The 16,849-nt window shown below is 70.0% G+C and carries 18 protein-coding genes and 1 pseudogene; 6 read left to right on the forward strand and 13 right to left on the reverse strand.

Translation table 11 applies throughout. The features are described 5' to 3' along the window. Positions 1 to 5 precede the first annotated feature (5 nt). Positions 6 to 308 (forward strand): YciI-like protein, encoded by a 303-nt coding sequence (locus ACRAWB_RS06080; RefSeq protein WP_431352496.1) that lies wholly within the window; start codon positions 6 to 8, stop codon positions 306 to 308. Positions 309 to 310: 2 nt separating this feature from the next. Here ACRAWB_RS06080 and ACRAWB_RS06085 read toward each other — a convergent pair whose 3' ends face one another. Next, positions 311 to 763 carry an ester cyclase gene (locus ACRAWB_RS06085; RefSeq protein WP_431352497.1) on the reverse strand — a complete coding sequence of 151 codons (453 nt, stop codon included), beginning with the start codon at positions 761 to 763 and terminating at the stop codon, positions 311 to 313. Positions 764 to 839: 76 nt separating this feature from the next. On the opposite strand from ACRAWB_RS06085, the gene ACRAWB_RS06090 reads away from it, so the two are divergent. Both ACRAWB_RS06090 and ACRAWB_RS06095 read left to right on the forward strand, forming a co-directional pair. Beyond that, complete coding sequence (locus tag ACRAWB_RS06090; protein ID WP_431352498.1) at positions 840 to 1,436, forward strand: TetR/AcrR family transcriptional regulator; 597 nt, start codon at positions 840 to 842, stop codon at positions 1,434 to 1,436. Positions 1,437 to 1,534: 98 nt separating this feature from the next. After that, entirely contained in the window at positions 1,535 to 2,965 is a 1,431-nt protein-coding gene (locus tag ACRAWB_RS06095) for an FAD-dependent monooxygenase (RefSeq protein ID WP_431352499.1), read from the forward strand. 9 nt (positions 2,966 to 2,974) lie between these two features. On the opposite strand, the gene ACRAWB_RS06100 is transcribed toward ACRAWB_RS06095, so the two are convergent. The 10 genes from ACRAWB_RS06100 to ACRAWB_RS06145 all read right to left on the reverse strand — a co-directional run bounded on the left by ACRAWB_RS06100 (position 2,975) and on the right by ACRAWB_RS06145 (position 11,517). Further along, positions 2,975 to 3,574 (reverse strand): dihydrofolate reductase family protein, encoded by a 600-nt coding sequence (locus ACRAWB_RS06100; protein ID WP_431352500.1) that lies wholly within the window; start codon positions 3,572 to 3,574, stop codon positions 2,975 to 2,977. A 10-nt stretch (positions 3,575 to 3,584) separates the two neighbouring features. Beyond that, the gene (locus ACRAWB_RS06105) at positions 3,585 to 4,697 is read right to left on the reverse strand and encodes an epoxide hydrolase family protein (protein ID WP_431352501.1); all 1,113 of its coding nucleotides are present in this window, start codon (positions 4,695 to 4,697) and stop codon (positions 3,585 to 3,587) included. Positions 4,698 to 4,699: 2 nt separating this feature from the next. After that, positions 4,700 to 5,248 (reverse strand): MFS transporter, encoded by a 549-nt coding sequence (locus tag ACRAWB_RS06110; RefSeq protein ID WP_431352502.1) that lies wholly within the window; start codon positions 5,246 to 5,248, stop codon positions 4,700 to 4,702. Next, a complete protein-coding gene (locus ACRAWB_RS06115) occupies positions 5,191 to 6,174 on the reverse strand; it encodes an MFS transporter (RefSeq protein ID WP_431352503.1) in 984 nt (327 codons plus the stop codon). Before ACRAWB_RS06115 ends, ACRAWB_RS06110 begins: the two co-directional genes overlap by 58 nt. 119 nt (positions 6,175 to 6,293) lie before the next feature. Further along, positions 6,294 to 6,698: a VOC family protein gene (locus ACRAWB_RS06120; RefSeq protein WP_431352504.1), complete on the reverse strand. Its 405-nt coding sequence runs from the start codon at positions 6,696 to 6,698 to the stop codon at positions 6,294 to 6,296. A gap of 23 nt (positions 6,699 to 6,721) precedes the next feature. Further along, positions 6,722 to 8,194 (reverse strand): cardiolipin synthase, encoded by a 1,473-nt coding sequence (cls, locus tag ACRAWB_RS06125; RefSeq protein ID WP_431352505.1) that lies wholly within the window; start codon positions 8,192 to 8,194, stop codon positions 6,722 to 6,724. Between the two features lie 124 nt (positions 8,195 to 8,318). After that, on the reverse strand, positions 8,319 to 8,441 hold the full coding sequence (gene ykgO, locus ACRAWB_RS06130; protein WP_064108940.1) for a type B 50S ribosomal protein L36: 123 nt from the start codon (positions 8,439 to 8,441) through the stop codon (positions 8,319 to 8,321). A 69-nt stretch (positions 8,442 to 8,510) separates the two neighbouring features. Beyond that, positions 8,511 to 9,362, reverse strand: a complete 852-nt coding sequence (locus ACRAWB_RS06135; protein ID WP_431352506.1) for a trypsin-like serine protease — start codon at positions 9,360 to 9,362, stop codon at positions 8,511 to 8,513. A 111-nt stretch (positions 9,363 to 9,473) separates the two neighbouring features. Then, complete coding sequence (mraY, locus tag ACRAWB_RS06140; RefSeq protein WP_431352507.1) at positions 9,474 to 10,580, reverse strand: phospho-N-acetylmuramoyl-pentapeptide-transferase; 1,107 nt, start codon at positions 10,578 to 10,580, stop codon at positions 9,474 to 9,476. A 22-nt stretch (positions 10,581 to 10,602) separates the two neighbouring features. Further along, positions 10,603 to 11,517 carry an AraC family transcriptional regulator N-terminal domain-containing protein gene (locus tag ACRAWB_RS06145; RefSeq protein WP_431352508.1) on the reverse strand — a complete coding sequence of 305 codons (915 nt, stop codon included), beginning with the start codon at positions 11,515 to 11,517 and terminating at the stop codon, positions 10,603 to 10,605. A 158-nt stretch (positions 11,518 to 11,675) separates the two neighbouring features. Here ACRAWB_RS06145 and ACRAWB_RS06150 point away from each other — a divergent pair. After that, positions 11,676 to 12,685: pseudogene (locus ACRAWB_RS06150) on the forward strand (aldo/keto reductase). A 3-nt stretch (positions 12,686 to 12,688) separates the two neighbouring features. Here ACRAWB_RS06150 and ACRAWB_RS06155 read toward each other — a convergent pair. After that, entirely contained in the window at positions 12,689 to 14,074 is a 1,386-nt protein-coding gene (locus ACRAWB_RS06155; RefSeq protein WP_431352509.1) for a dihydrolipoyl dehydrogenase family protein, read from the reverse strand. A 251-nt stretch (positions 14,075 to 14,325) separates the two neighbouring features. Here ACRAWB_RS06155 and ACRAWB_RS06160 point away from each other — a divergent pair, with 251 nt between their 5' ends. Continuing rightward, positions 14,326 to 15,096 (forward strand): helix-turn-helix domain-containing protein, encoded by a 771-nt coding sequence (locus tag ACRAWB_RS06160; RefSeq protein ID WP_431352510.1) that lies wholly within the window; start codon positions 14,326 to 14,328, stop codon positions 15,094 to 15,096. Positions 15,097 to 15,113: 17 nt separating this feature from the next. Here ACRAWB_RS06160 and ACRAWB_RS06165 read toward each other — a convergent pair whose 3' ends face one another. Next, positions 15,114 to 16,406: an MFS transporter gene (locus ACRAWB_RS06165; protein WP_431352719.1), complete on the reverse strand. Its 1,293-nt coding sequence runs from the start codon at positions 16,404 to 16,406 to the stop codon at positions 15,114 to 15,116. 100 nt (positions 16,407 to 16,506) lie between these two features. Here ACRAWB_RS06165 and ACRAWB_RS06170 point away from each other — a divergent pair, with 100 nt between their 5' ends. Then, positions 16,507 to 16,848, forward strand: coding sequence for a hypothetical protein (locus tag ACRAWB_RS06170; protein ID WP_431352511.1), 342 nt, complete (start codon positions 16,507 to 16,509; stop codon positions 16,846 to 16,848). The last annotated feature ends 1 nt before the right edge of the window (position 16,849 follow it).

Genomic DNA, 16,849 nt, shown 5'->3' on the forward strand with positions numbered 1-16,849 from the left:
GAGCCATGCACGCCGCTCTCCAGTACACGTACGCCGACGACTACCTGACGGCTCGCGAGGCGCTTCGGCCTGCGCACCTGGCCCTCGGCTGGGAGGCCGTCGAACGGGGCGAGCTGCTGCTCGGCGGCGTGCTCGGCGACGGCCCGTTCGACGGGCTGCTCGTCTTCCAGGGCGACGACGCGCTCGGTGCGGCCGAGCGCTTTGCCGCGGCCGACCCGTACGTCGCCCACGGCCTGGTCACCGCCTGGACGGCGCGCGAGTGGAAGACGGCACTCGGAGAGACGGCCACGGCGCCCGTCCGGCCGTAGCGCTACGCCGCCGACGGGACCGCGGTGGCGGGGATGCGTCCCAGCCGCACCAGGATCTCGAACCGGTCGGGGACGCCCCAGTGCTCGACGATGCGTCCGTCGCGCACGCGCGCGACGTCGAACACGGTGAGCCGCATCGGAAGCCCGGTCGGCGGGCCCGCGAACGGCCCGGTGTTGGTCCCGACGCCTTCGGCCCGTACCCAGATGGTGTCGTCCCGCTCCACCCAGTCCTGCACTTCGAAGTGCAGGTCTGGGAACGCGGTGTGCACGTCGGCCATGCACTTCTTGATGTACTGGATGGCGTCCGCCGCCGTGCCGGACATGCCGAACTGGTGCTCCACGATGTCCGGGGAGCACAGCTCGTCGACGACCTCGAGACGGCCGTCGGAGAACCCCTCGTCGAGCATGCGCTCGACGACGTTCAGAGCGGTGGATGCCGCTCGCTCGGTGATCATGATGACTCCTTCGTCTGCATTGTCGCTGTACTCGATGCAGTTACACTGCACTGAGTACACCGGTAGTATCCGACTCGTGGATGCTGACGTCAAGAGCACGTACCGGCAGGAGCAGGCCGCCGAGACCCGCCAGCGGATCGCGTGGGCGGCGCAGCGGCTGTTCGCGCGCGACGGCTACGCCGTGACGAGCATCGAGGCGATCGCACGGGAGGCCGGGGTCGCCACCCGCACCGTGTACGCGGCCTTCGGAGCCAAGCGCGAAATCCTCAACCTGATCTGCGAACGATGGCTCGAACGGGCGGGCGCGCGGGAGCTCGCCAAGGCCGTTCTCGAGGAGGACGACCCCCGCGCCCGGCTCGCCGGCGCCGCCCACTGGCTGACCGTGCTGTACTCGACCGACTTCGACGTGGTCCGCATCCTCGACGCCGCTCAGGATGAGGACCGCGAGACGCAGGAGCTGCTGCGCTCCAAACTGCGCGGGAGGAACCGCGTGATGGACAGCCTGATCGCGTCGGTCGAGCCGATCCTCGCTGTGCCGGTGGGGGAGGCGCAGTCGGTGTACCGCGCGATGGCGGCCCCCGGGGTCTACCAGGAGCTGGTGGTGGCGTCGGGATGGCCGCCGGAGCGATTCGAGCGCTGGCTGCACGACGTGCTCACGGCGCAGTTGCTCTGATCCCCTCCCGCATTTCCAGGATACCGGCCGGGTGGGGTCTTGCTGCAAGGCCCCGGTGAGGCACCAGAATGGTCGCTCCACGGAACGAGGGGAGCGATGTGCACGACGTGATCATCAGCGGGGCCGGCCCGACGGGGACGATGCTGGCGGCGGAGTTGCGCCTTCACGGCGTCGACGTCTTGGTGCTGGAGCGCGACGCCGAGCCGACGCCGCTGGTCCGCTCGCTGGGCCTGCATCCGCGCAGCATCGAACTCTTGGACATGCGCGGACTGCTGGACCGGTTCCTCGCTGTCGGCACCCCGTATCCGCAGGCCATCGGGCACTTCGCGGGCATTCCGAGCCCGCATCCCGTGCACCTGGACAGCTCGCACGCGTACGTCCTCGGCATCCCGCAGCCGGTCACCGACAGCATCCTGTTCGAGCACGCCGTCGAGCTCGGCGCGGAGGTGCGCCGCGGCGCCGAAGTGGTCGGCTTCGCCCAGGACGACGAGGGCGTGACCGTCTCCCTGGCCGACGGCTTGACCGTCCGCGGCGGCTGGCTGGTCGGCGCGGACGGCGGACGCAGCCTCATCCGGAAGCTCGCCGGGATCGGCTTCCCCGGCGAGCCTGCCCAGATCGAGTGGATCCTCGGCGAGGTGCAGGTGACCGCGTCGCCGGAGGAGATGGCCGCCGTCACCGCGGAGATCCGCACGACCGAGCGCGGTTTCGGCATCGGCCCCACCCCGGACGGGCTGGTGCGCGCCGTCGTCCCGGCCGCCGCCGTCGCCGAGGACCGGACGGTCGCGCCGACGCTCGAGGAGTTCGCCGCCCGGCTCCGAGAGGTCGCCGGAACCGACTTCGGCGTCCACTCTCCACGGTCCCTCACGCGTTTCACCGACGCCACCCGGCTGGCGGAGCGGTACCGGGAGGGCCGGGTGCTGCTCGCGGGCGATGCCGCGCACGTGCATCCGCCCCTCGGCGGCCAGGGCCTCAACCTCGGCATCCAGGACGCGGTGAACCTGGGCTGGAAGCTCGCCGCCGAGATCGCCGGATGGGCGCCCGCGGGCCTGCTGGACACCTACGGCAGCGAGCGGCATCCCGTCGCCGACGGTGTGCTCACATCGACGCGCGCACAGGCGGTGCTCACGTCGCCGGAACCGGGGCCGCAGGCCGTGCGCCGCGTGCTGGCCGAGCTCATGGAGTTCGACGACGTGGCGACGTACCTGGCCGAGAAGGTGGCCGGGACCGCCATCCGCTACGACGTCGGCGAGGGGCCCCGGCTGCTCGGGAACCGCCTGCGGGATCTGCCGGTCGGCGACGGTCGCCTCTACGAGCGGATGCGCGACGGCCGCGGGATGCTGCTCGACGGGACGGGGACGCTGTCGGCGGACGGGTGGGCCGGGCGTGTCGATGTGGTCACGGCGGCGCCGGGGGAGCTGCCCACGCCCGCCCTGCTGCTGCGGCCTGACGGCCATGTGGTGTGGCTGGGCGATGACGCGGACGGGCTCGACGCGGCGCTCCGCCGGTGGTTCGGCGCGCCACCCGTGTGAGGCCCCCGCTCAGCCCGCCACCGGCACGTACCTGAGCAGCACGTTGCGCGAGCCGTCGAGGATCCGCGCCTCAACCGGCCTCAGCCGCACACCGCCCCGAAACGCCGGCACCCCTTCGCCGATCGCGTCGGGTCCGACGACGAGATCGAGCCGGTCCAGCAGCCCGTCGGCGAGCAGCCCATTCCACAGGGAGCCGCTGGCGAAGACGACGATGCTGCCGCCTTCGCCCGCCTTCTCCCGTTCGATCCGCTCACGCAGGCCGGAGCCCGGGACGACCGTGGTCGTGTCCCGCCAGGGATGGTCGTCGGGGATCTCGAGCCGGTCGCTGACGACCAGCTTCGGCACCTCCCGATAGCGGCGGCTGAACTCGCGGTTCACCGCGCTGAGGGCCGGGTTGGCGGGGTCCTCCGGCGCGTCCGCGACCATCGGCCAGAACGAGCCGAACAGGTCGAACGACGCGCGGCCGAGCAGCACGGTCCCGGCCTCGCGCATCAGCGCGAGGTTGTGGGCGTCGAACGCCGGGTCCAGGTTGAGCGCGAGCGGGTTTCCGCCCGGGCCCGCGTTGAAGCCGTCGAGGGTGACGGCGGCGGAGACGATGAGGGGACGCATGGTGCTCCTTTCAGAATCGGCGGAACGTGTCGCGGATGGCGGCAGCGGTCGCCTGCGGGTGCTCCAGGCCCAGGAAGTGACCGCCCGCGGCCGCGGTCTCGACGGAGCGGAGGCCGGCGACCGCTCGCTCTGCGAACGAGCGCGGGAACCCGTCCAGCCACGACTCCCGGCTGAGCAGCAGAGCGGTCGGCGCCTGAATGGTCGGTCGCGGCGGGTTGTCGGGCCAGTCCACGTACTGCTGGAACGAGGTCGCGATGGTGCCCGTCGTCCAGTACAGCGTGGCGATGCGGATCACCTCCCGCTCCGTGGCGGCATCGAGCCCGCCGTCCGTCCATGCGTCCCACTTGTCACCGATCCACGCCAGCAGGCCGGCGGGGGAGTCGGCGAGCGCTGCGGCGAGGGTGTCGGGGCGGGTGGCCATGATCGCGCTGTAGCCGCCGTCGTCCTCGTCGAACTCCGCGAGGGCCGCGAGGTACGCGGTCTCCTCGTCGGACTGCGGCTCCTCGTCCGCGGGGAACGGCGGATGCAGCAACTGCAGCCCGATCACGGCGTCCGGGTGCACCGCGCCGAGCCACCCCGCCGCGGCGCCCCCGATATCGCCGCCGAAGGCGCCGTACCGTTCGAAGCCGAGCGCGTCGGTCATCAGCGCGTGCAGGTCCTCCGCGATGGCGACCCGGGTGAGCGGTCCCTCCGGCAGCTCGGAGAAGACGAACCCGGGCAGCGACGGGATGACGATGTCGAACGCGAGCTCGTCGTCGGAGGCGCGCGTGAGCTCGTCCGCAAGGGGTAGGTACTCGGTGAACGCGCTGGGCCAGCCGTGGAGCAGCAGCAGCGGAACCACCCGCGCTGCCGGCCGGGGCGGCCGCACCCGGACGACGTGGATGCGGTGCCCGCGCACCTCCGCAAGATACTGCTCGTACGCGTTCAGCCGCTCCTCCTCGGCGCGCCAGTCGACGTCCAACCAGCGCGACACGAACGCCCGCAGTCGCTCCCCGCCGAGTCCGCCCGGACGCTTCGGCGTCCCGATCGCCGGGAGGACCCGCGTCCGCTCCAGTCGCGTCCGCAGGTCGTCGAGCACGGCCTCCGGAACCTCGACCCGGAACGGCGAAAGAGTCGTCGCCATGGTCATCCCTCCTCACTCGGCACAGGCGTCGCCGCCGGCGCGACGGGCTTGCGTACGAAGAACGCGCCGACCACCAGCAGCACCGACAGCGACGCCCCGCAGAGGAACGCCGCCCGGATACCGGCCTCGGTCGCGGCGGCAGCGGGTGCGCCGCCGGTCACCGCGTGCGCGCCGACGGTCGACAGCACCGTGATGAACAGGGCCGTACCGATCGCACCGGCGAGTTGCTGGTTCGTCCCGATGATCGCCGACCCGTAGGAGTACAGGCGCGGCGGCAGCGACCCCAGCGCCGAGGTGAACAGCGGCGTGAACGTCAGCGCGAGCCCGAGGGACAGGCCGACGTGAACCAGCACCACGAGGAACACCGGGGTCGCGTGGTCCACCAGGGTCAGCATCCAGAGCACCGCGCTGACGACGATCGTGCCCGGGATGATCAGGGGAGTCGGTCCCCACCGGTCGTAGCTGCGGCCGACGACCGGACCCAGCAGCCCCATCAGCAGGCTGCCCGGAAGCAGGACGAGCCCGGTCGACAGGGGAGTGAGCCCGAGCACGCCCTGCAGGTAGAGGGGAGGAGGATCAGCGTCCCGAACATCGACGCCATCGCGATCGCCATCATTCCGACTCCGAGGCTGAACCCGCTCGAGCGGAAGACGCGCAGGTCGAGCAGCGCCCGGTCGGTCCGCTGGAGCGCGAGCTGACGCCAGACCAGCGCAGCGAGCGCGAGCGCGCCGATCGCGATCGGGATCCACACGGGAAGGCTCTGCCGGCCCTGCGCGGCCTCGGCCACGCTGCTGAACCCGTAGATGAGCCCCGAGAAGGCGAACGCCGACAGGATGACCGAAGAAACGTCGACCGGCACCTTCTTCGGCTCGTTCACGTTCGGGATGCGCAGCGCGCCGAGCAGAAGCGCGCCGACCGCGAACGGGAGGACGAAGAGGAAGATCCATCGCCATCCCGCGACGTTCAGGATGGCGCCGGCCACCGTCGGGCCGAGCGCAGGGGCCACCGACATGACGATGGAGATGTTCCCCATGGTCCGGCCGCGGAAGGTGGGCGGGACCAGCGTCATCACGGTCGTCATGAGCAGCGGCATCATGATCGCGGTTCCGCTCGCCTGCACGACGCGCGCTGCCACGAGGACGCCGAAGCCGGGAGCGACCGAGGCGATGAGCGTCCCGAGCGTGAACAGGCTCATCGCGGTGACGAACACCGTGCGGGTGCGGAAGCGCTGCAGCAGGAAGCCGGTGGTCGGGATGACGACGGCCATGGTGAGCATGAACGCCGTGGTCAGCCACTGGCCGAGGCTCGGCGGGATGTGGAGGTCCGCCATGAGGTCGGGCAGTGCGACGTTCATGACGGTCTCGTTCAGGATCACCACGAAGGCGGAGACCAGCAGGAGCGAGATGACGAGACGGTTGCGGGAGGAGTGATCGGATGCGGAATCGGTCGGTGCGGATGTGGTCCGGATGTCGGACAAGCGCTCTCCTTCAGTGCGTACGGCGGGGTGAGGCCTGCCATTCTGCACGGGGAGGGGCTCTTGCGGCAAGCCCCCTGGAGTGCTATATATTGAGTATGGGAGTCAAGACCTCCCTTTTCTTATGCGCCGGTGCGCGGCGGGTTATACGCGAACTCGAGGCGGATGCCGTTGTCGTCCTCGACGAAGGCCGCGTAGTACCGCTCGTTGAAGCGCGGGTACGGCTTCGGGTCGCGGACCGACGTCCATCCCGCCGCGAGCGCGATCTGGTGGAGTCGATCCACCTCCTCCCGCGTGGCGATGTCGAAGGCGAGATGCTGCCAGCCGACGCGACCATGGCGGTGCGGCCCGGAGCCAGCCTCCCGCTCGGGGAAGAGGATCAGCTCGGTCTCGGTCCCGCAGTCCCAGGACACCGACCCCTCGGCGTCCCGCCGGGTGTACCCGAGAGCGGTCAACACCGGATCGAACTGGGCGATCGCGGACGGCAGGTGGGCGACGGTCATTCCGAGGTGGTCGACGAGGGCCATACGCGCGAGTCTAGGGAGGGCCCCTACTGGAGCGCCGAGGTGAGCCGGGCGACCCCGTCGAGGAAGGTGGCCGATTTCGGCTCGCGCAGCCACTCCTCGAGTGTCAGCTGCCGCCCCGCATCCCGATAGCCCTGCTCGATGGCGCGCATCTGGTCGACGAACGAGCGGCCGTAGGCCAGCAGGGTCACCTCGGAGTTCAGCGCGAAGGAGCGGATGTCCATGTTGCTCGACCCGATCACGGCGACGTCGTCGTCGATAGACAGGTGCTTCGAGTGCAGGATGAATGGTGCCGGGTACAGCCAGATCTGCACGCCGGCGCGCAGCAGCGGTTCGTAGTACGACCGCTGCGCGTGCCACACCGCCCCCTGGTCGCCGATCTCGGAGACGAAGAGTTGCACATCCAGCCCGCGCTGGCACGCCGAGGTGATGGCGTACATCATCGCCTCGTCCGGGACGAAGTACGGACTGGTGATGATGACCTTCCGCTGCGCCGACGTGACGAGGGTGAGGAACTGACGGAGGTTGTTCTCACCTTCGTAGCCGGGGCCGCTCGGGACCACCTGGCAGACGAGCGCGTCGGCGGAGGGATCGGCGGGCACGTCCACCGCGGGCACCTGCGCATCCGCGCCCAGCAGTTCACCGGTCTCGAGGTACCAGTCGGAGAGGAAGACGGCGTTGGTCTCGGCCACCACCGGCCCGGTGATCCGGGCCATGAGCTCTTGCCACTGGAGTCCGCGCTTGAGGTTCTTCGGCGTGTTGTAGCTGCGGTCGATGAGGTTCTGCGACCCCATGTGCGCCACGAGGCCGTCCACGACCACGAGCTTCCGATGGTTGCGCAGATCCGGCCGCTGGTATTCGCCCGAGAACGGCCGGACGGGGAGCATCCAGCTCCACTTCACACCGATGCGGTCGAGCTCGGCGAACGTCTTGTCGCTGTCGACCGCGCGGCGGGAGGCGACATAGTCGGCGAGCAGCCGGACCGTCACGCCGCGCTGCACCGCCCGCTCCATCGCGGCGAAGAACGGCTTCGTCGTCGCATCCCAGGACACGATGAAGAACTCGACGTGCACGAACGTCCGGGCGGTCTCGATGTCGGCGGTCATCGCATCGATCGACGAGCGGTAGTCGCCGATCAGGGTGGCCGCGTTGCCCGCGACCGCCGGCAAGGCTCCGTTCTCCCGGTTCTGGCGTGCGAGCGACGCGAACCAGTCCGGGAATCCGCCGCGGTCGCCGAGGGGAGGGATGCCCTGCGCTCGGTCGGCGATGATCCGGTCGAGCTCTTTCTGCTTCTCCCGCCGCTTCTTCGGCAGCCGCACGTTCCCGATCAGCAGGAACAGGATGATGCCGATGAACGGGATGAGGAAGATCGCGAGCAGCCACGCCATGGCCGCAGTCGGTTTGCGGTCGCGCGGCACGATGATGAGGGCGGCGATCCGGATGACGAGATCGGCGACGATCAGGATGCCGCCGAGGATGGGGAACTGCTCCGGGCTCATGCGACCGCCTTCCCGCGCGGATGGTGTCGCGAGTATGGCAGGGCAGGGGACGGGTCGGGAAGGCGGCGATTGCACGACGAAGGGCGCAGGGTCCGTGACCCTGCGCCCTCCTACCGCGTGCCGCTCAGCCCTGGCGGGCCTTCATCCGCGGGTTCTTCTTGTTGATGATGAACGTGCGGCCCCGGCGGCGCACGACCTGCGCTCCGGGCATCGACTTGAGCGAGCTCAACGAGTTGCGTACCTTCATGGCGGACCTCCCTTATTGAAACCTGTTCTCAACAACACCGGGAGGGGCCGGTTTATTGCATCAGTGCGGCTACACCCCGAACGTCGCGAGCCAGGCGTCCACCACCGGGATGTCGACCCGCTGGTAGCCGCCGAGGTAGCGGCAGTTGTCCGTGTAGCCGTAGCTCGTCACGGCGACGAGCCGGTCACCGAGGAACACCGGGCCGCCCGAGTCGCCGAAGCAGGTGCCGCCCGTCCCGCGGGTGTCGTTCGGGTTGCCGTTCGTCTGGAGGATCTGCGGCGTCAGCTTCTGGCCCGGCATATCGACGTAGCGACGGATGAGCGGGTAGCTCATGGGCTGCGGCTTCTGCGGACCGGTCTCGGGCTTGCGCACCTCGGTGCCGTAGCCGACCGCCGTGAACAGCGTCTTCGACAGGTCGCTCTTCTTGATCGCGTCCAACGTCCCCACCGGGGCGATTTCCGGGTAGCCGGAGCCGAACGAGGGGAGGGGCTGGTCGAGCACGATCACGCCGACGTCGTTCCAGTTCGCAGTGTCGGTGAAGTCGGAGTAGTCCGGGTGCGTGTACGCGGTCCCTGAGTAGTACCCCGCAGCCGTGATCTCCGCCGCCGTGTACCCGGCGCTCGGGTCCGCCGCGGCCGGGAACGGCGCCGGCGGCTGCTCGGCGATGACCGAGTCGAAGGTGACGAGCGTCTTGCCCAGCGTCCCAGAGGTGCAGTGCGCCGCGGTCAGCACGACCGTCGGCGACACCAGCGTCGCCGAGCAGCGGAACCTCCCGTCGGCGTCGTAGAACAGGATCAGCCCGACGTCGGGATGGGTGTTCCCGTCGGGCGTGCCCCCGGTGCTGGCGACGGCGGGTGCGCCGGTCAGCAGTGCGCCGAAAGCGGCGGCCGCGATCGCGGCTGCCAGGATTCTCTTTCGCATGGATCCCCCTTGGATCTCGAAGCGGATTCGGTGGGATCGAGTATGTACGTTTTCACAGGATCGGCCAAGACCCCCGACGTCCGGGACGTTCGCCGTCTGAACGGGACGAGCTCAGCCGAGCCATTCGGCATAGAAGACGCCGAGGCCCAGCGCGACGAGGATGCCGGTCACGATCCACAGCCGCACGACGATGGTCACCTCGCGCCAGTTCATGAGTTCGAACGTGTGATGGATCGGCGTCATCAGGAACAGCCGCCGGCCTCCGGTGGCCTTGAAGTACGCGCGCTGGACGATCACCGAGCCCGCCTCGATGACGAAGAGGCCGCCGATGAGCAGGAGCAGCAGTTCGGTGTGCGTCTCGATCGCGAGCGCGCACAGCGCCCCGCCCAGTCCGAGGGCGCCGGTGTCGCCCATGATGATCTTCGCCGGGTTCGTGTTCCACCAGAGGAAGCCGATGAGGGCTCCGCAGATGGCGGCGGCGACGATGGCGAGGGAGAGCGGATCGGCGGTCGGGTAGCACTTGGACACGTTGTCCGGTTGCACACGATCGCCTCCGCACGCCTGGCTGAACTGCCAGAAGCCGATGAACGCGAAGGCTCCGATCGAGAGGATGGACGCCCCGGTGGCGAGGCCGTCCAATCCGTCCGCGAGGTTCACGCCGTTGGTCGACGCGGCGGCGAGGACGTTGACCCAGAGCAGGTAGAGGATGACCCCGACGGCCGGGACGGCGGTCGCGATCCGCGCGAAGTCCAGGTCCGGGATGTCGCGGACGGCTGAGATCGCCGTCGACGCCGGCGTCAGGCCGTCCGCGTTCGTGAGCTGGACGGCGAGGATCGCGTATGCGGTGCCCACGGCGAGCTGGCCGGCGATCTTGGACCAGCCGCCGAGGCCCAGGCTCCGCTGATTGCGCACCTTGAGGTAGTCGTCCAGAAAGCCCACCGCCGCCATCCCAACGAGCATGAAGAGGACCAGCAGGGCCGACGGGGTGATCGCGGCGCCACCGTTCAGCCAGGCGGCGACGAAGAAACCGAACAGGGTCGCCAGGATGAAGACGATCCCGCCCATGGTCGGCGTACCCCTCTTGACGTGGTGGCTCTCCGGCCCGTCGTCGCGGATGAACTGCCCCAGATTCAGCCGCCGGAACAACCGGATGAACGCCGGAGTCAGAGCCAACGAGAAGACGAGGGCAAGGCTGCCGGCAGTCAGAAGGGTCCCCACCGGGGAATCCTCTCATCGGCGGTCAGGGGATCCAGGCACCCTCGCCGATGGGCGCGGCGGGAGCGTCATCGCCTCGGAAGTTCTGGGCGTCGCGTCCGGGCGGCTGCCCGAAGGCACGGCGGTACTCGCGGCTGAACTGCGACGCGCTCCCGAAGCCGACGGCGTACCCGGCTTCGGCGACGCCCGCGGCGCCCCGGAGCAGCAGCGCCCGCGCCTCGCGCAGCCGCAAGGCCTTCTGCCACTGGATGGGTGTCATCGAGGTGGCCGCCCGGAAGTGACGGTGGAAGGTGGATGCGCTCATCCCGCTGATCCGCGCCAGCTCCTCGATCGCGACCTGCTCGGCAAGGTGATCGCGCATCCAGCGGATCGCCCGGGAGATGTGCGCCAGGCTGCCGTCGGCCACGCCGATCTGCCGGACGATCCCGCCCTGCGGGCCGCTGAGCAGGCGCCAGACGATCTCGCGCTCGGCGGCGGCGCCCAAGGCCGCCAGGTCGGCCGGGTCGTCCAGCAGCCGCAGCATCCGCGACGCTGCGTCGAGCAGGTCCGGAGAGGCCGTGCCGACCGCGAGGCCCGTGAACGCGGGCGGCCGCGCGACCTCCACCGTGTCGAGCAGGAGGGCGGCGATAACGGCCGGCCGCAGCGCCAGGCTGAACACGACGAACGGATCGTCGGGGGTCGCCCGCTCCACACGGCCGGTGACGGGGAGGTCGATCGAGACGACGAGGTATTCGCCCGCGCCGTAGACCACCTCCAGGTCGCCGACGGCCGTCCGCTTGCTGCCGCCGGCGACGAGGGTCACCGACGGCTCCGACATGGTGGCCGCCGGGGGAGTGCCGTCGGTCACGACGCCGAGGCTGAGGCCGTTGACGATGTTCCTGCGGATCCCACCGCGCGCGTGGCGGATGATCAGATCGCGCAGGTCGGCCGGCTGTCCCATGCTCCGAGACAAGCACCAGGACGCGGTTGGGCGCAAACGATCCGGTGGCGTTGTCCGCTGACATGACAGGATCGTGCACGACCTCCGCAGGATCGGTGTAGGGCGTCCCCGCCGTCGGTGATGCGATGGAGTCATCCGCAGGAAAGGGATGGATCCACATGAGACGCAGGACCTTCGGGGCGACCGGCTGGTCGGTGAGCGAGCTCGCGCTCGGCACCATGATGTTCGGGGCGATGGGCAACCCCGACCATGACGACGCCGCCCGCATCATCAACAGCGCGCTCGACGCGGGGATCAATTTCGTGGACACGGCCGACGTGTATTCGGCGGGGAGTCCGAGGCCATCGTCGGCCGGGCGATCCGCGACCGCCGCGACGAGGTTGTGCTCGCGACCAAGTTCGGCCTCCCGATGGGCTCCGACCCGAACTCCGCGGGGGCGTCGCGGCGGTGGATCGTGCGAGCCGTGGAGGACAGCCTCCGCCGCTTGGGCACCGACCGGATCGACCTCTACCAGCTGCACCGATATGACTGGACGACCGACCTCAGCGAGACGCTGACCGCCCTCGACGACCTGATCCGGTCCGGGAAGGTGCTGGCGGTGGGCGCCTCCACCTTCGCCGCCGAGAAGATCGTCGAGGCGCAGTGGGTCGCGCAGACCGCCGGCACCCACCGCTTCCTCAGCGAGCAGCCGATGTACTCGATCTTCGGCCGGGTCCCGGAGCGGGCGGTCTTCCCGGTCGCGCAGCAGTACCGCATGGGCGTCCTCACCTACAGCCCGCTCCACGGCGGCTGGCTGTCCGGCCGTCCACGTCCGGAGTCGAGCCACCGCGCCCGTTCCCGAGCCGGGCTCTACGACCCGGAGACCGAAGCCGGGCAGCGGCGGGCGCGTGCCCTCGAGCAGCTGCAGGCGGTCGCCGCCGACGCCGGGCTCACGATGCCGCAGCTGGCGATCGCGTTCGTGACCTCGCATCCCGCGGTGAGCGCCGCCATCATCGGCCCGCGGACCCAGGAGCAGCTGGACGGACTGCTGGCCGCCGCCGACGTCACCCTGACGGACGACATCCTCGACCGCATCGACGCCATCGTCCCGCCCGGCACCGAACTGAACGACGACAGCTACGCGGCGACGCCGCCCGCCCTGACGGAGCGGGCGCGGCGTCGCCGGTGACCCTCAGGCCACGATCTTGTCGAAGACTTCGTTGAAGGCCTCTGTGCTGCTCGGGTGGGTGTAGATCGCGCGCTTGAGCTCGCTCGCCGTCACGCCCTGGCGCATGGCGAGAGCGAGGACGTTGATGACCTCCTGCGCGTCGATGCTGAGGATCGCGCCGCCGAGCACCTGGTCGGTGTCGGCGTCCAGGATGAACTTCATGACGCCGCGCGTCTCCTCCACGGTGTAGGCGCGCGGCATCGCGACGATGTCGGCGACGTTCTCCCGCGCCACCTTGATGTTCCGACCTTCGGCGCGCGCCTCCGCCTCCGTCAGGCCGATGGTGGCGAGCGGTGGGGTGATGAACAGGGTCCGCGGCACCGCGACGCGGTCCGTCGTGCTCCGGCTGCCGTCCCCGAGCAGCTGGTCGAGGACGATGCGCGCGTCGTCGAGCGAGATGTACGTGAACTGCGGCCCTCCGTTCACGTCCCCGAGAGCGAAGATGTGGGGCTGGCTGGTGCGCAGCTTCTCGTCGACGACGATCGCCCCGCGCGCGGTGGTCTCCACGCCGGCGGCGGCGAGACCCAGCCCGTCGGTGGCCGGGCGCCGGCCGGTCGCGGCCAGGAAGGCTGCCGTCTCGACGACGTGCGTCTCGCCGTCCTTCTCGTACGCGATCCTGGCGCCCGAGTCGGCGTCCTCGACGGAGGTGACGCGCGCGCCGGTGACGAGCTCGATGCCGTCGCCGGTCAGGATGCCGGCCACCACCTCGGCCACGTCGGCGTCCTCCTTCGGAAGGAGGCGGTCAGCGGCCTCCAGGATGGTGACCTGCGACCCGAAGTGCCGATAGATCGAGGCGAACTCGAGCCCGAGGTAGCCCCCGCCGATGATGACCAGGTGCTCGGGGAGCGCGTCCTTCTTGATCAGGTCGGTGCTGGTCACCCGGTAGCGGCTGCCGGCCGCGCCCGGCGCATCCGGGAGGATCGGCTCAGAACCGGTGTTGATCAGGATGATCGGCGCGGTGATCGTGATGCGGTCCTCTCCGGACCCGACGCTCACAGTGTGCGGGTCGACGAACGACGCCGTGCCCGTGATGACGGTGGCGGTGTCCTTGCCATCGAGCGACGCGAAGTTCCCGGCGCGGAAGGCGCTGGTGAGGGCCCGGACACCCTCGATCGAGTTCGCGAAGAACTCCTGGGCTTCGTCCTCGAGGCGACGCGAACCGGAATAGTGGACCAGCATCTTCGTGGGAACGCAGCCGACGTTGGGGCAGGTGCCGCCGTACATCTCGTCGGACTGCTCCACCAGGATGACGCGCTTCCCCGTATCGGTCAGCGCGTGTGCGGCGGTCTTCCCGCCTTTTCCGAAGCCGACCACGAGGACGTCGGCGGTCAGTGCTGTTGTGGTGTTCATGCTTCGAGTGTGCTCGCGCTGGAGTGAGAGCAGAAGGCGTTTTGGTGTCACGAATCCGCGCGATAGTCTCAGATCATGGACGACATCAGTCGACTCTTGAGGATGGCGCGGCTCGAGGCCTCGCTCGACAAGCGCTGCCTGCTCGCGGGTTCGACGACGATGGCGATCGACCCGCACGGCGAGCGCGAAGTGCCGTTCCACGTCCTGCTGGAGGGGAGTGCGACCTCGAGGTCGACGGCCGTCTCCACCACATGCAAGCAGGCGACGTCGTCATCATCCCGTCCGGGCATCGCCACCGCATCATCACCGGCGGGCCGGAGGCGAGCTCCGGAACCCGGGAGCGGCAGCAGTCGTCGTACGACCTGATCGTGAGCGATGACCGGGAGGACGAGCCTCCCGTCATCGACCTGTTCTGCGGCCACTACCGCGTGGGGGCGGGAGCCGGCTCCATCCTCTTCGGGTCGCTCCCGACGCCGACGCAAGCGTCGCTCTACGCGTCCGGGGACGGGGACGGCAACGGCGACGGCGCGGCCACCCTTGCGCGATTGAGTGCTCTCATGCGGGCGGAGGCGGACGTCGACGGCGCCGGATCCTCCGCGATCATGTCGGCGCTGTGCACCGTGCTCATCGCGCTCGTGCTGCGCACCGGGACCGACGCCGGCGGGCGCGCCCGACTCTGGACGGCCGTGGCGGACGAGCGCATGAGCCGCGTCGTCCAGGAGGTGCTGGCGAACCCGGGGGAGGAGTGGTCGGTCGACCGCATGAGCGCGACGGCGCTGGTCTCCCGGGCGACGTTCTTCCGGCGCTTCCAGGCGGCCACCGGAATGACCTTCGGGCGGTTCCTGGTCCGCGCGCGTCTGATGCACGCGGCCGAGCTGCTGGTCGACGGCGATGAGAGCGTCGCACAGATCGCATCGCAGGTGGGGTACCGGTCCGAGTCGGCGTTCACCCGGGCGTTCCGGGATGACGTGGGGGAGACTCCCGCACGCTTCCGGCGCCAGCAGAGGCGGCAGCCCGTCTGATCCGTCTCCGGTCGTCGTCAGGAGGCGCTGACCGCGGTGTCGCCGTGGTCGCCTGCGTCGCCCTGGTCGTCCCGGGCGCCCGCCGTGTCGGCCGGATCGCCCTGGCGGCGGCTCGCGAGCAGGAACGGGATCCCGATCAGCTCGATCGCGCCGCCGATGACGAGCGACGTGCCGTAGCCCCAGAGGTCCGCCGCGCGTCCGAGGGTCGGCTGGATGACGACGCCGCCGAGGCTCCCGAACAGCGAGTCGAACGACAGGACGGTCGCGCGCTGCTTCGACGGGATCATGTCGTTCAGGTACGCCTGCCGCACCGGCCCGGCGACGGCGAAGACGAACCCCCACACCACCAGGAGCACCACTGCGAACCAGAAGAACGCCGTCAGACCGAGGAGTACCAGGATGACGATGCTGGTCAGAGACGCCCCGATCACGGTCGTCGTCCGCTTGGCGAACATCCTTCGGAGGCGAGGGGCGAGGAGGCCGCCGGCCACCTGCGCGAGCGACAGGACGGCCGCCGCGAGGCCCGCGATCGAGTAGGCGTTCGGGTCGCCGTAGAGCACCAGCAGGTAGGGCTGCAGAGCATAGAAGGCGTAGATCCCGACGCCCGACGCGAACGGTGCAGAGAGGATGACGTACCGCACCGAGCGCTTGCGCATCCCGTGCTCGATGGACTGGTTCAGGACGTTCCTGGTCGCTTTCAGCGGACCCATCGACTTGTCGGGGGTGAACCCGAGGTCGTGCATCTCGACGAAGGCGACGACGAACATGATCGCCAGCACCGCGGCCCTGAGAAGGAACGGCACGCCGAGGTTCGTCACCTGTGCGATCACACCGCCGAGCACCGAGCCGACGAGAGTCGCCACCCCTGTCACGACCAGGCCGCGCCCGAAGACCGCCTCGAGACTCCCGGTGTAGCCGGTCGCGCCCAGCGCATCCACGAGCCAGGCGTCGACGGCACCGGAGAAGAAGGTGAATCCCAGACCGAGCAGCACGGACGCCAGCGCCCACCAGACGAAGGGCGAGTGCCACACCCAGAGCAGCCAATACAGGGCGGTCGAGAGCGAGAGGGTGATGGTGCCGAGGAGGTAGGAGGCGCGTCGCCCGATGGTGTCGGCGACCACGCCGGTCGGGATCTCGAAGACGACCATGCCCGCGGTGAAGAAGGCGTTCGCGGCGAAGGCCTCGAAGTTGGTCAGGCCGGCGTCGAGGAGGAACAGCGTGTTGATGCCCCAGATGAACGCCGCCGCGAGCGTGTTGCCGAGCAGGAGGGTCAGGTAGACGCCCTGCACCCGGCGGGCGGAGGGGGTCATGGGGTCGACCCGGGTGGTGCCATCACGGAGCACATCATCGTCCGCTCGGGCCTCGTGCACCAGAGTGGCCGTGGCCCGGTCACGCGCGTACCGTTCAGCCATGACGAAGCTCATCGAGAGACTGGCTGAGTACGTGCCCTCTTGGGGCGCGCGGCTCGCGTACGGCGACACGACCACGCTCGACGGTCACGACGTCCTCCCCGTCGCCATCGTCGTCTTCGGTTTCGGAGGCGGCGAGGGGTCCGGCGAGGACCTGGGCGGTGCGGAGCGCGGCGAGGGGAGCGGCGGCGGTGGAGGCGGCTACGCGTTCCCGATCGGCGCCTACATCGGCGGACCCCGCGGGCCGGTGTTCCGTCCGAACCCCGTCGCGGTGCTTATCGCCGCGGCGCCGTTGGTGTCGGCGGCCGGGCTGGCGCTGGCGCGGCTGGTGCGTGGGAGTTGAG

This window comes from Leifsonia poae (assembly GCF_050632865.1).
Classification (GTDB): domain Bacteria; phylum Actinomycetota; class Actinomycetes; order Actinomycetales; family Microbacteriaceae; genus Leifsonia; species Leifsonia poae_B.

Excerpts from the sequence above, each read along its gene's own strand:
- ACRAWB_RS06085 (WP_431352497.1), bottom strand. The coding sequence starts at position 763 with ATGATCACCGAGCGAGCGGCATCCACCGCTCTGAACGTCGTCGAGCGC.
- ACRAWB_RS06100 (WP_431352500.1), bottom strand. The coding sequence starts at position 3,574 with ATGCGTCCCCTCATCGTCTCCGCCGCCGTCACCCTCGACGGCTTCAAC.
- ACRAWB_RS06135 (WP_431352506.1), bottom strand. The coding sequence starts at position 9,362 with ATGCGAAAGAGAATCCTGGCAGCCGCGATCGCGGCCGCCGCTTTCGGC.
- ACRAWB_RS06155 (WP_431352509.1), bottom strand. The coding sequence starts at position 14,074 with ATGAACACCACAACAGCACTGACCGCCGACGTCCTCGTGGTCGGCTTC.
- ACRAWB_RS06160 (WP_431352510.1), top strand. The coding sequence starts at position 14,326 with ATGCAAGCAGGCGACGTCGTCATCATCCCGTCCGGGCATCGCCACCGC.
- cls (WP_431352505.1), bottom strand. The coding sequence starts at position 8,194 with ATGAGCCCGGAGCAGTTCCCCATCCTCGGCGGCATCCTGATCGTCGCC.
- ACRAWB_RS06165 (WP_431352719.1), bottom strand. The coding sequence starts at position 16,406 with ATGACCCCCTCCGCCCGCCGGGTGCAGGGCGTCTACCTGACCCTCCTG.
- ACRAWB_RS06080 (WP_431352496.1), top strand. The coding sequence starts at position 6 with ATGCACGCCGCTCTCCAGTACACGTACGCCGACGACTACCTGACGGCT.
- ACRAWB_RS06105 (WP_431352501.1), bottom strand. The coding sequence starts at position 4,697 with ATGGCGACGACTCTTTCGCCGTTCCGGGTCGAGGTTCCGGAGGCCGTG.
- ykgO (WP_064108940.1), bottom strand. The coding sequence starts at position 8,441 with ATGAAGGTACGCAACTCGTTGAGCTCGCTCAAGTCGATGCCCGGAGCG.
- ACRAWB_RS06120 (WP_431352504.1), bottom strand. The coding sequence starts at position 6,698 with ATGGCCCTCGTCGACCACCTCGGAATGACCGTCGCCCACCTGCCGTCC.
- ACRAWB_RS06170 (WP_431352511.1), top strand. The coding sequence starts at position 16,507 with ATGACGAAGCTCATCGAGAGACTGGCTGAGTACGTGCCCTCTTGGGGC.
- ACRAWB_RS06145 (WP_431352508.1), bottom strand. The coding sequence starts at position 11,517 with ATGGGACAGCCGGCCGACCTGCGCGATCTGATCATCCGCCACGCGCGC.